Origin of the sequence: Hymenobacter artigasi, from assembly GCF_012275535.1 — a bacterium.
Classification (GTDB): Bacteria; Bacteroidota; Bacteroidia; order Cytophagales; family Hymenobacteraceae; genus Hymenobacter; species Hymenobacter artigasi.
Genome location: NZ_JAAVTK010000024.1, coordinates 1 through 12,880 on the forward strand (window position 1 = coordinate 1; position 12,880 = coordinate 12,880).

The 12,880-nt window shown below is 61.0% G+C and carries 6 protein-coding genes and 1 pseudogene; 2 read left to right on the forward strand and 5 right to left on the reverse strand.

All coding sequences use genetic code 11. The features are described 5' to 3' along the window. Positions 1–28: 28 nt before the first annotated feature. The 4 genes from HBN54_RS21855 to HBN54_RS21870 all read right to left on the reverse strand — a co-directional run bounded on the left by HBN54_RS21855 (position 29) and on the right by HBN54_RS21870 (position 2,740). Positions 29–535 carry a phage tail protein gene (locus HBN54_RS21855; protein WP_168675369.1) on the reverse strand — a complete coding sequence of 169 codons (507 nt, stop codon included), beginning with the start codon at positions 533–535 and terminating at the stop codon, positions 29–31. A 12-nt stretch (positions 536–547) separates the two neighbouring features. Further along, positions 548–1,012 (reverse strand): phage tail protein, encoded by a 465-nt coding sequence (locus HBN54_RS21860; RefSeq protein WP_168675370.1) that lies wholly within the window; start codon positions 1,010–1,012, stop codon positions 548–550. A gap of 542 nt (positions 1,013–1,554) precedes the next feature. Continuing rightward, positions 1,555–1,902 (reverse strand): hypothetical protein, encoded by a 348-nt coding sequence (locus HBN54_RS21865; RefSeq protein ID WP_168675371.1) that lies wholly within the window; start codon positions 1,900–1,902, stop codon positions 1,555–1,557. A 31-nt stretch (positions 1,903–1,933) separates the two neighbouring features. Then, entirely contained in the window at positions 1,934–2,740 is an 807-nt protein-coding gene (locus HBN54_RS21870) for a ParA family protein (protein WP_168675372.1), read from the reverse strand. Between the two features lie 1,672 nt (positions 2,741–4,412). Here HBN54_RS21870 and HBN54_RS23755 point away from each other — a divergent pair. Then, a pseudogene (locus HBN54_RS23755) lies at positions 4,413–5,136 on the forward strand (IS5 family transposase); the annotation flags it as partial. Positions 5,137–6,105: 969 nt separating this feature from the next. Continuing rightward, a complete protein-coding gene (locus tag HBN54_RS21880) occupies positions 6,106–6,495 on the forward strand; it encodes a hypothetical protein (protein ID WP_168675373.1) in 390 nt (129 codons plus the stop codon). Between the two features lie 101 nt (positions 6,496–6,596). On the opposite strand, the gene HBN54_RS21885 is transcribed toward HBN54_RS21880, so the two are convergent. Continuing rightward, positions 6,597–12,656 carry a LamG-like jellyroll fold domain-containing protein gene (locus tag HBN54_RS21885; protein WP_168675374.1) on the reverse strand — a complete coding sequence of 2,020 codons (6,060 nt, stop codon included), beginning with the start codon at positions 12,654–12,656 and terminating at the stop codon, positions 6,597–6,599. Positions 12,657–12,880 lie beyond the last annotated feature (224 nt).

Consider the following 12,880-nt stretch of genomic DNA (forward strand, 5'->3'; position numbering starts at 1 on the left):
GACAGTCAACCATAAGAGGAAGCGGAGCCTAGGAACTCCGCTCACTGCTTACTGGCTCGTTTTCTTTTGGGTTAGCCCAAATCCTAACACCCTCTAAGTGCTGGAACTCGGAGTAGGCAAACTCCAAAGTTTCAATGGCCTGCGCATTGTCCTGGGACCTGAAATCCGACATCGACAACTTCACCGGCCAGGCTTCCCGGAACTGCCAAGTAGCCAATGCAACATGCTGGCCGTTGAGCAGGCTCAGCAACACATCGATGGTCTGGATGGGCTTCGTGAAATCGGTATTTATCGTAGCGCCAACCCAGGTGGCCAGTGGGGAGTTGGCGCTCATAAAACCGCGCCGCAAGACGAGGTTGCCGGACTGAGGGCTCTGGGGCACGCGGTGTTTGTCGGCCTGTCTACCCTCCTTAATGGCTTCGATTTCCAACTCCGCCACCAGTCCCGTGGCCTCTTGAAAGGCATTGTCAGCCGGGATGCGCACGTCGCCGAACTGCAGCTGAAAATAAAAATCACCCGGCGGATAGCTGTTCATCGAGCGTCGCGATTAACCGTTGGCGATGCTCAGCGTTTCATAGGCCAGCTCCAGGGTTTCGATGGCGACCTCGTTGCCGTCCGCTTTCAGGTCGGTGCCCGTAATCTTGGTGGGCCACGCGTTGTTCAGCGTCCAGGTCATGGTGGGCGCACCCGACTCGTCGAGTAGCTTGATGACCACGGTCTGCCGCTTGGGGGTATTCATTTTGATGGCATTAAACCAGTCCCAGAACTTGTTGTCCTTTACGAATATGCCTTTCTTAAGCGTCACGTTGCCCACTTTCCGCAGGCCGGGCATTTTGATAGTGGAGAAGTTCTCGCTATTGCCGTGTCGGTACTCGATAACCTCTGTTTCGGTATCAAGGCCGCTTACCTCGGCGAAGTAATTGCCTACGCCGCCTGCCAGGCCATCGACCTGAAAATAAAATTTAGCCAGGGGCCAAATGGTGTGGTTTTGGGCGCTACTATCGTCTGCCATAAGTGAAAGGGGCTTTTATGGTGAGGCGCCATTGTTTTTCTGCCTCAATATACCATGTAGAGACTTACCCCGACTCCGCAGTAATGGCCAAGTGGACCGGTACAGTGGCCCTACTTTAACGGTGGTATAATGCCTTGTGGCTCAGAAAGGCGCGCCTTTCTGACATCCCCTCCCCTCCCCTGGCCAAGAAAAGCCAAAAATTTGCTTTTAACGGGTCAAAAAGTGGCCTCCGAATCTTTACACCACAAAGCTTTCTGAGCTACTGATAATGAGCCATGGCCTACAGCCACTTCGCACCATGTAATTGTGTATTGGAGATGCCATCACCTAGGCTAGCCTGTTTATCACCCGATATGGTTAACCCAAATTAACCAGCTTGTATGGGTAATACATATAAACTGGTTAACACAGTTATGTGTTGCTCTCGTGCGTCAGGAGCCAGTTAATGAAGTCCGCAACAGGACAGCCTTTTTGGCCGCCAAATAACACGCTGAACCCTGACCACTGCCTGAAACCCCGACCGATAGGTCCGGAATGGCTAATTAGTGGTGGCGGCGACCACGCCGTCGTACGTCCTCCCCCTCGGGAATTGCCCGCTGACTATCGGGGAACTGGGCCAGGTAAGCTTCGAGCGCCTTGTTAATCAAATACGACTTTTCTCCTTTGGGACCGGGCGTGTAGAAGCTCAGCCGGTGCAAAGCGTCGTCGTTGGCCTCCGTCAGGATGAAGGTTCCCTTGCGGGTGGCAGGAGCTGCTTCCGGTTTTGCGGGTATTGATGGGGCTGCCGGTGGCGCAACCGGGGAAAGCGCCTGGGGGGGACGGGGAGGTTGCGGACGGCCGGCACCGGTTAGCAGGTCGTTGATATCGCGGGGGGCAGAGGAAGAAGCCATGAGTGGAAAAGCGAATGAATGTAAAAAGAGGCTACAGGCGCGAGAGCACCTCGTCGGTCAGGAGTTGAAAGTCCGCAACTGCATTGGAATCCGGGGTGCGGAGTTGGGCTGGTACGGCATCGCGCTGAGCGTCCCCCAGCCGCTTATCCGTGCGCACATTGGCCATTACCTGGCCAGGAAACAAGTGATTGGCAGCCGCCACGATGTCAGCGTGAAGGGTGTTGCGTACCCGTGGGTTGAAATCGGTGAAGAAGAGGCCGATGAAACGTAGGTTTGGGTTCATGCCTGGCTCCTGCTGAATCAGGGTTGTCAACTCCGCCAGCTTGTTGAGTGATTTCAGGGAAAAGTAGCTTGGCAACGCTGGGGCCAGGTAATGCGTCGCGGCGCACAGACCGATAAGCGTAATGTCTTCCAGGGAAGGCGGACAGTCGATGATGACGAAATCAAAGCCACCGGCCTCAGCCGCGAGCACGTCGCGCAGCGCGAAGCGGAAGTCATCGGGCCGATGAGCAATTAACTCCTTCGAACGGGGCTTCAAGTCATCGTCCGTGGGCAGCAGCCAGAGCGTCGGCAGTTTCGTTTGCACCAGGGCATCCAGGAGCCCACCGCCAGCCAGCAGTACCTGGCCCGTGCTCGTGGAGTATTCTTCCCTGGTTAGCGCGGAAGTCGCATCGCCTTGCACGTCAAGGTCCACCAACAGTACCTGGTAGCCGCGATTGGCCAGCTCGCCGCTTAGGTTCAGGCTTGTGGTGGTCTTGCCCACCCCCCCCTTGCGCCCGACGACCGCAATAATGACCGGAGGCTGCTTTTCTTTCACGGGGGGATTCTTCTTTTTCATAGGATGCCGGAGGTTGGGATTTTCAGGAGTTAGGAAGCATGGCAAAGGTAACTGGCTAAAATGGGCATACAATACAAAACATTATAAGCAGATTATATTTTTAATCCATTTTAAATGTTTAAACTGTTTTATTGAATTGTATAATAACAATGCGCTGTAAATCAGTGCTTAGCTGTATAAACAATATAAACCATTTTACCTGGCTAAAAAAGTTCAAAATATTAACAATACACACTTGTTTATCCGTTTTAAATGGTCAAACCATATAAGCTTATTAAAACGTTTTAAATGGTTTAAATGGGGGCTATGCGTGGGGTAGTAAACTTGGCATCTACAGAACGCACAATAGGTTATTGGTCTGGCTCACTCATCCTATCAGCAAGGGGCATAATGATGCGTTCCATTGCCGAGCGATTCTAGCCCGCAACGGGCGCAACCAGCTGTGGGCTTGCTCGGCCCCATTCCTGAGGTTTTGCGCTTGCACGTCGAGATTATCAGAGGGGCAAACTTGCCCTGCAGGCTAATAGCTGTCAACTAGTCTATGTAGACTTTTGGCTGGCTGGTTTGCCTCACCACTAAAGGAAAAGTTTTCTCTGAAAAAAGGCTGGATAGTCAAGGAAGTTAAAGTTAATAATATGGGTTAAACATACAAAACAGTTTAACCAGTAATGAATGTGATGTGGTTTTGCGCACGTTAGCCGTATAAAAGATTCGTCAAGGAATGCTGACTATTGATGTGTTGCACGAGGCCCGTGGCGGGGTGGCGTACTTTGTGCTGGCTGCCCCAGATAATGACGGCCAGGGCGCCAGAAATAGGCGGCACGCGGTAGCCGCCGGGGCCGGCCGCAAAATGGGAACGACCACGGACTCGATTCCAGCGGGGAGGGGAGGCAAGGCCCGGTTTCGTAGGCTTGCTCGTGCCAGGCCAGGAGGTTATGCCAGACGGAGCATGGCCCGATTTCCGTTTCAGCCTGTGCATGGTCTTGACCAAAACGCTGGTCAAGAAAATGGCCGGCCCGGGCGGAGTGCTGTACCTGAATTCGGCGGAGCGGCGAGTTTGGGCTCTGGGGCAGTAATGTGCTGTCAAGCTGACGGAAGCGGCCGTGGATGCGGCGGCGTGGTGGGGGAGGGGCGATTGCAGGAGCGAGCATCGGTGCTGGCAGAGGTGTCCACGTTTGTGGCGCGGACAGCGGAGTAGCTGCGCCGGCAAGGCGACCTCGCCCATGTGCTGACGATGTCCCTCAGCAAGAACTGGTTCGGAGCGAACGCAGGCATTCACATTCGGCATGGCCGCTGCCTAATCGCGACACGTGGGAACTAACGGTGCGGGCTGCGCAACTGCTGGGCTGGCTCTGGACGCCGAGGGTGGGGGACGTGAAAGCCGGCGGTGTACCGGCCGGTCTGGTATTCCCTAGCGGCCAGCAGCGGGGATTTCTTGGGTAGTTCGTGCCATTGGTGGCCGGAACTTAGGTAACGGGCCATAGCGCACAGATAATGGCGGCACTGGATAGCCTGAATGAGCGGTTAGGAAGGGGGACGGTCCTGAGGTATCACCGGAGCCAACGAGCGGCGGGTCGGTCCCATGGCAGGGGCAGGTCGCCCTGAGCGTGAGGACAATTACCTTCGAGTAAAAACAGGTTAGCCTATGCGTCGTCACGAAATAACGGACCGGCAGTGGACTGTGGTTGCACCCCTGCTTTCGGGTAAGGCGACCGACTGCGGCGTTACGGCCAAAGATAATCGACTGTTTTTCAACGCCGTCGTTTGGCTCATGCGCACCGGGGTGCCGTGGGCCGACCTGCCCGAGCGCTTCGGCAAGCCGAATTCGGTCTGCCGTCGCTTCCGCCGACTGGCGCAAAAGGGCGTGTGGGAGGCCTTGTTTGAGGCCCTAAAAGCCCCGGAGCTGGAGTGGGTCATGCTCGATTCCACCATTTTACGGGCCCATCAGCACTCGGCGGGCCAAAAAAAAGCCCCCCGCCGCTGAATGCCTGGGTCGTAGCCGGGGCGGAATGAGCACCAAAATCCACGCCTGCACCGATGCGCTGGGCAATGCCGTGCGCCTGCTGGCCACCGAAGGACAGGCGGGGGATTGCCCCCAGACCTTGCCCTTGCTGAAAGACTTGCGGCCGGGAAAAGTCTTGGCGGACACGGCCTATGACAGCGACGAAAACCGCGCTTATTGTGCGGATCACGGCATCGAGGCCGTGATTCCCAGCCACCCCGGACGGGTGAAGCCGGCGGAAATGGACGAAGAAATCTACCGGGACCGTAACAAAATCGAACGCTTTTTTGGCCGTCTCAAACAGTATCGGCGCCTGGCCACCCGCTACGAAAAAACCGTCGTGTCTTTCTTAGCCTTCTGGCACGTGGCCGCCGCACTCGATTGGTTGCGCTGATTGTCCTCAAGCCCTAGTCTACCCCAGACCATACCTCGCGAATGCAGGACCATTTGGTAGTCAACTTACTCTGCTTAGAACGTATCAGGTGTTGTTTCCAATGCTTCCCGCTGTTTCCCGTTTTATTTTACCGGTGCTCTTCGTTTAAACGTGCCGAGAGGCCAAGACAGTGGGTTGCTGCGCTGGCGAAATAGGATGAACTACGGTGAGATGTTGCACGTGTTAGAAAGCTCAGCACCATCGTGATATCAGCCAGTGCGGCAACGACTCACTCATATGAAGTGATGATTTTACTTTAGCGCTTAGGAAGTAAAAAACCATTTTAAGTGCATAATCAACTCAAATACATGCACTTATAAGTAAATAGGTTTTCTGTTCGTTTTTGCCTTGTAAAACACCTTCTTCAAAAGCTTCTAATGATTAATTTCCAGTTATTTGCAATTAATGATTAGCTGGTTGACCGAGTGGTTTGCTTTCTAAGCCCCTAAATGCAACTGCTCCGATGAATTACCAGAGCGCGTTCCCCTTCGGACCGTTTCTTTGAACCTCGGCTTTAAATCGTTTCCGTGCAGCATGGCCGGTATCCGAATCGAAAACGTGGGGAACGTTAATCTTACGTATGCGCACTTGGATGTCTTTCAGATGGCGGCCACGAGCCCGTTTCTGTAAATCAGCATCACGGCGGAAAAGGCGCTGTGCTTCAAATTATTTGCGTTTGACCAGGACGTAACCCTCACCCAGGACGAGTGGGCGCGCATCTTAGGGCATGCCCATGACTTTATGCCCAGGGCCATTGCCAACGAAAAATTCTTCCAGCAGTGGTACAACCGCGAAGGTCCCGCGGAATGAGGGGCCCCAGCCTATCGTTTCCCTTGCTCTTCGGCCCCTCCAAGTGAACGGCTTGGTACTTCGTACTTTGGGCGGATGCTACGCTTCTAGTTTTGCCTCGATGACCTGCCCGCCGAACTCGTGGATTCGGAAACGGCGGCCTATTACCGCCTCGAGGAGACGCTTCGCTTGCACCAGGGCAACGAGGTAGTGTTTGTAGAAGCAGCCGTGCCGGTGGTGGAATTCGCGACCTGGCTGTGCGCCTGGTGGACGGCCCACCAACCGGCCAAATCCTACACGCCCAATGGTGCCGACCCCGACTACGGGCCGCTGTTGCTGCTAGCCCCGACTGGGGGCGGCTGCCACCGCTTGATGTACAGTCGGGGGAATACCCCCGCCAATTACAAGGCTGAGCAAGCCAACTGGCACTACGCAGTGACGCGTTTCTGCGAAGACGTGCGCCAGGCGGTCTGGGAGCGTTACCACTTGCATCTAGAGCGGCTGTTGCCGCCTCACCAACTTTCTCATTGAACGCTCGTTATCAGCTGATGCCGTAAACAAAAGCGCCCCCATCCTTTGGATGGGGGCGCTGCGTGACCCTCCAGGTGGAGCGCCAACGGGAGCCGGGCCGGTTACTCCACCGTCAGGCGCAAAGCCTTGTTGCCGGTGCGCACCACGTACACCCCCGTAGCTATGCCGGCTGGCAGCGCCAGCGCGGCCGTGCCCGTGGCATCGGCGGTGGCCGACATCACGACGCGGCCCACGGCATCGAGCACCTGCACCAGCGTGCCGGGCTGCGTGCCGCTGAGCAGGGTGCGGGCCGTGGCAGGGTTCGGGTACAGGACCAGGCCCGTAGCGGCCTCGCTCGGGCGCACGCTGCGCACGGGCGAGTAGCTGAAGCTGCCATCCTCGTCCACCTGCTTGAGGCGGTAGTAGAGCGTGGCATTACCAGCTGGCAGTTGGGCGTCGGTTAGGGCGTAGTCGCGGGGGGCGGTGCTGGTGCCGGCGGCGGCCACCGTGCCCAGGCGGCCGAAGGCGGTGCCGTCGGCGCTGCGCTCCACTTCGAACCGGGCTGTGTTTTTCTCCGAAGCGGTGCGCCACTGCAGCCGCACGGCGTGGGTCAGGGCCGTGGCCGTGAAGTCGGTCAGTTCGACGGGCAGCGGGTTCGCGCTGTTGCCGAGTGTCCAGACGGAGAAGTCGGCGATGCTAGTTTTGGTCACCACGTTGGGGCCGGCCGTGGTGCCGCGCTGCGGAATCCAGGGCGTGCCGCCGCTCACCGACTTGAACAAGGCCAAATTGGCGGTGGGGATGCCGTTGCGCTCGTGGTCGAAGTAAGCAAAGTCCATCGTCACATTTAAGCCGGCGTTGGTGGCGGGCCGGATGTCAAAGTTGCGCAGGATGCTCTGGCTGGTCCCGGCCCCGGCGATGGCCGTGCCGGTGGTGCGTGTGACAAGGGTAGCGCCGGGGGCAATGGAGCCGGCGGCGGGCGTCAGCGTCAGGCCCAGGCCGGCGAAGGGCTCACCGCTGCCGGGCGTCAGCGTGCGGCTCACCACGACTTTGCCCACCACGTAGCTGGCGTCGGACTCGGTGAGTGTAGCCGAGCCGCCCAGGTTCACCTGGTAGCTGCTGGTGGTTGTCAGCGTGCCGCTGGTCAGGGTCAGCCCGGAGTTGATGGTCAGGGTCTGGGCCAGCTGCACGGTGCCGGTGGGCTTGTTCACCAGCACGGTGGTGAAGCCGGTGCCGTTGCTCAAGGTCTGGGTGGCGGCGCTGCCCACGAACTGCACGGGGCCCGAGAAGGTAGCAGTGCCGCTGTTGGTCAGGTTGCCGCTGACCTGCAGCGTGGCGCCACCGCTGGCGGTGAAGCTGCCGCCGGTGTTGATGGTCAGGTCCTTCGTCGCCAGCGTGCCGGTGGTCAGGTTAGGGTAGCGGGGCTGGCCGGTGGGCACCACCACGTTGGTGGCGGCATCGGGCACCTGGCCGTAGCTCCAGTTCTGGCAGGCCAGCGGGCCGGTGCTCAGGCTGCCGTTCCAGGTGGTGGTGGGCGTGGCGGGCACGCTCACCGTTACCAGGGCCGGGGCCGTGGCGGTGTTGCCGCCGGCATCGGTCACGGTCAGGGTCACGGGCAGGCCGTTGGTCACGGCGGGAGCGTCGGTGGTCCAGGTGGGGCCGTTGGTGAGGGTGCCCAGGTTGGCGGCGTTGCCCGTGGCGTCGGCCGTGGTCAGGCCGCTGCCTTCGTTCAGGCGGTAGTAGGCCACCAGGCCGGCCGTGCCGCCGGGCAGGCCCACGCCCTTGGCGGTGTTGAGCTGGGCCGCCGTGCGGGCAACGTTCCACACCCGCACCTCGTCGATGCTGCCGGGGAAGTACTCGCCGCCGCAGAAAGTCGGGCAGGTCGAGGCGATGCGCAGGTTGCTGGCATCGGGCACGGCGTGCGGGGCCGGCGTGTCGCTGCCAATGGCCACGCCGTCGAGGTACAGGGTCCGGGTGGTGCCGTCGTAGGTGGCCGCTACGTGGTGCCAGGCGCCCACCAGGCTGGGCGTGGCCACGACGATGTCCCGGTTCCACCAGTAGTTAATCAGGCCGGAATTGTAGAGGCGCAGCGCGTTCACCTGGTTGTCGGTGCCATAATTGCCCCAGCCTATGATGCCGTACGTGCCCATCGCGGTGGGCTTAATCCAGGCCTCAATGGTGTAAGCGGTGTTGCCCACCGGCACGGGGGTGGTTGCGGGCAGGGCCACGTACTGGTTGGTGCCATTGAAGGTCAGGGCGCTGGCCACGGTGGCCGGCACCACATCGGTGCAACTGAAGGCGCTGGGCGATACGCTCAGCGCGCCAGCCGCAGCGGGGCCGCAATTGGCGGTGCTGCCGTTGTTCACGGCGCTGGCCGTTATCGTAGCGTTGCCGTTCACGTCCAGCGTTACGCCGGCGTTCCGGGCCACGGCCACTGGCAGCGGGCACACCGTCACGGTGTTGGAGTAAGCCCCCTGGCCGGTTACGCTGGTTTTATCGGCCCGCACGCGATAGTAATAGGTCGTACCGGTGGTCAGGCCCGTCACGGCCTGGCTCGTGCCGCTGCTCGCCGTGAAGGGCGAGCCGGCAATGGCCGTCGAGAGGTTGGCGGCCGTTGATACATCGAGGCGGTAGCCATTATCCACCGTCCCCACGGCCGGGGCCGTCCAGTTGGCGGTGAAGCCGGAAGTGCTCTGGCTGGTGGCGGCCGTGGCCGTGGGCACCACCAGCGCGTAGCTCTCCACGTAGTTCGACGTGGGGCCGGTGAGGGCGAAGTTGGCAAGCGTGCCGGCGTAGGCGCTGGCCGTCTGGTCGTAGAGGGTGGTCTGGCCGGTGTTGGTGCCGCCGGCGGTGCCCTGGTCAAAGTTCAGGTAGAACTTCAGGCTGGCCGGTACGGCAGCGGCCGTGCTGAGCAGGTCGGCCTGAATATTGGCCGCCGTCAGCGCGGCGGTGTAGATGCGGACCTCGTCGAGGCGGCCGTTCAGCAGGTTGCCGTACGTCGGCGACTTGCCCAGCGTGAGGTTGCCGGAGGCACTGATGGCACTGGTGTACAGGGTGCTGGGCTCCGATACGCCGTTCACGAACAGCTGCATGGTGCTGCCGTTCCACACGGCCGCCACGTGCGCCCAGCGGTTGGCGGGCAGCGTGGTGGTGGTGCCGTCGAAGCGCTGAAAGGCGGCGTTGCTGGTGCCACCCGGCCACACCTCGGCGTGCAGCTTGTTGCCGTTAAGATAGAAGTTGTAGTCGCCGTCCTTGCGGATAATCGACTCGGCCCCGGTGCCGCCGTCGTAGTACACCCAGGCTTCGAGCGTGAAGCTGCCGGGGCCCAGGTTGTTCACGGCCGGAGTGCTGCTGAAGGACACGAAGTCGTCCACGCCGTCAAACGCCAGGGCGTTGCCGGGCGGCGTGGCCGCCACGGTGGTGAAGGTGGCCGTGCTGGCCGTGCCGCCGGCCGTGGTCACGCTGGTGGTGCCGCTGGCCCCGGCCGTGGCCGGCACCTGGAAGGTGAGGCTGGTGGCCGTGTTGCCCACGAAGCTGGCCGCCGGGGCCGCCACGCCGTTTACGCTCACGCCGGTGATGCCGGCCAGGTTGGTGCCCGTCACGGTCACGGCTTCGCCGCGCACGCCGGGCGTGGGGCTGATGCTGGTGATGGTGGGCGGTGGAATCAGCGTGAACACCCCGGCCGCCGACACCGAAAACGGGGTCGATACCACGCTCACAAAGCCCGCGCTGCTGGTGGAGAGGGTAGCCCCTACCGCCACGCCGTTAATCAGCACGTTCAGGCCCTGGTCGGAGGGCGAGCTGCAGCACTGGCGCTGGGCCAGTTGCATCCGTACTTGGTAGGTGCCGGCTGCCAGGGTCAGGGCCTGCTCTATATATGGCGTGCCGCCTTGTAACACGACCAGGTGAGCCGTGCCGTCGGGCGGGGCGGGTGGGCTGAAGGCGCTGGCCGTGGTGGAGAGGGCCGCACTGCCGCCATTGCTCACGAAAGTCCAGGGCGTAACCGTGGTGGGGCTATAGTTGAGGTTTCCGGCCGGAGCACCGGTCTCGAAGCTGGGATTACTAACCGCTCCGGTAACCACCGCGCCGTTTTGCAGAATCTCCACCTGGTCGAGGTAGATGGTTTTGTCGCCGCCCGAGCCGCCGGTGGCTTGCAGGCGTAGCACGGGGTTGGGGGCCGAGGCCGCGGTGCCGGCCGGCGAGGCCAGCGTGAGGGCGCCGCTGGTACTTCCCGCCGCCACGGTGAAGCGGAGGTTGGTTGCGGTGGTCGTGCCCGTGATGGTGGCCGCCGTGCCGTTGACGAACACGGCCGTAGTGCCCAGCAGGTTGGTGCCCGTGATGGCCACGCCCGTGCCCACCGGTCCACTCGTGGGCGTGAAGCTCGTGATGACGGGCGCGGGCACCACGGTAAAAGTCTGGCTGCTGGCGGCACTGGTGCCGCCAGCAGCGGTCACGGTGAGCGTGCCGGTCTGGGCACCGGACGGCACCACGATGCCCGTGATGCTCGTGGTGCTGGCCACGGTATAGCCCGTGGTCACTACGTTGCCGCTCGTGCCGGTGAAGGTGATGGCCGTGGCCCCCATCAGGTTTGTGCCCGTGAGGCCGAGGGTGGTACCCACCGGCCCGCTCGTGGGCGCGAAACTGGTGATAGCCGGGGCCTGCGGCTGGTTCAGGCGCACACTCACGGTGCTGGGGTTGGCCGTATTGGAGGTGGCCAGGTCCAGGTCGCCGTCACCGTCGAGGTCGACCACGGCCAGCGTGCTGGCGCCAATTCCCGTGCCGACGTCAGAGCCGCCCCCGAAGGTACCCGTGCCGTTGTTGAGGCGCACACTGGCTGAAGAACCGTTGGTGTTGGCCGTAAGCAGGTCCAGGTCGCCGTCGGCGTCGATGTCACCGAGGGTCACGGACATGGGCCCATTGCCCACGGCTACGTACTGACTTGGGCTGAAAGTACCGCTGCCGTTGTTGATGAGCACACTTACGTTGTTGCCGCCGCTGCCGCTGGCGGCCAGTACGTCGAGGTCGCCGTCACCGTCAACGTCGCCGACAGCAACGTTTACAACGCCCGAGCTGATAGCTCCCCCATTGGCCAGTGCCACGTTGGTGCCGCCACTAAACGTGCCGCTGCCGTTGTTGAAGCGTACGCTGACCGTATTGTTGTAGCTATTGGCCGTCACCAGGTCCAGGTCCCCATCGGCGTCGAAATCCCCCACGGCCACACTGGTCGGCGTGGTGCCTACGCCCACAAACGTGCCGCCCCGGTAGTCGCCGGGCGCATTGCTGTACGCACCGGTGCCGTCGTTGAAACGGGTGTACACCCGCTGGTCATAGGCATCAACGACCAGCACGTCCAAATCGCCGTCGCCGTCTACGTCGCCGAAGGCCACATTTCGCGCATCAAGCCCGCCGGTAACGTACGCTCCGGTACTGAACGTGCCGGAGCCGTTGTTAAAATACACCCGGCCCGCGATGCCGTAGTATTGTTGCATCATGAGCATATCGAGGTCGCCGTCGCCGTCCACGTCTCCCAAAATGACGTTGTTAAGCTGCACCGAACCAATGGTGATGGTCTGCGAAGTAGTGAAATTTCCGGTGCCATCGTTGAGGCGCACCATGACGGCGGCCGTGTAGTTGTCGATAAGCATCATGTCCAGGTCGCCGTCGGCGTCCACGTCGCCCATTGCCATACCCATTAGGGTCTGGCCCGCCCGCACGTCCGAACCGCCTCTAAAAGCGCCCGTTCCCGTTCCGCCAACGCCTGCGGTAAACTGCGATACGTTCGCCTTGGCCAGCGCCCCAGCGCTACTGGCAGCTGTGGTGGTGGTGGTGCTATAGACTGTTTCGCCCGGCATGAATGGCAGCGGGGCAGAGGGAGTGAAGGTGAGGGTGCTGCCACTCACCACGGCTGCCGTTGCGGCCGTGCGTAGCCCACGGCGCTGGAGGCTGTGCACCTTCAGCGCCGCGCTGGAGCCAGTCGTCAGCGCCTGGCTGAACGTAACCTGCACTGGGCTGGTGCGTGGGGCCGAGCGGGCATTGCTTGCCGGCGATACCCCCGTAATGGTCGGGCCTTGGGCCAGAACCAGCCCCGGCAAAGCCAGAAATAGGGTCAGCAGCGAAGCGAACGCGCCCGCCCGACAACAACGGGGCAAGGCCGTGCGCGCGGCCAATAAGTAAGGTTTTTGCATGCAGCTTGCGGGGGTGCCAGGTCCGGGGGGAAAGGCCAGGACGCAAGCAAACGCTGCTGAAATCCAGAATATAAAAAAAATTAAATATTTCCGACAAAGGTAGGTGGGGTTGGCCCGCCAGCCACCATGCCTCAGAGGCCGTCTGCTCACAAATAAGAACCATTCATGGCCTGGCAGCCGGTGCCACCGTGAATAAGGCAGGGTTCAGGTAAAGGCGCTGAGTG

What these genes read in the sequence shown, in the direction of transcription:
- HBN54_RS21855 (WP_168675369.1), bottom strand. Translation starts at nt 535, where the DNA reads ATGAACAGCTATCCGCCGGGTGATTTTTATTTTCAGCTGCAGTTCGGC.
- HBN54_RS21860 (WP_168675370.1), bottom strand. Translation starts at nt 1,012, where the DNA reads ATGGCAGACGATAGTAGCGCCCAAAACCACACCATTTGGCCCCTGGCT.
- HBN54_RS21865 (WP_168675371.1), bottom strand. Translation starts at nt 1,902, where the DNA reads ATGGCTTCTTCCTCTGCCCCCCGCGATATCAACGACCTGCTAACCGGT.
- HBN54_RS21870 (WP_168675372.1), bottom strand. Translation starts at nt 2,740, where the DNA reads ATGAAAAAGAAGAATCCCCCCGTGAAAGAAAAGCAGCCTCCGGTCATT.
- HBN54_RS21885 (WP_168675374.1), bottom strand. Translation starts at nt 12,656, where the DNA reads ATGCAAAAACCTTACTTATTGGCCGCGCGCACGGCCTTGCCCCGTTGT.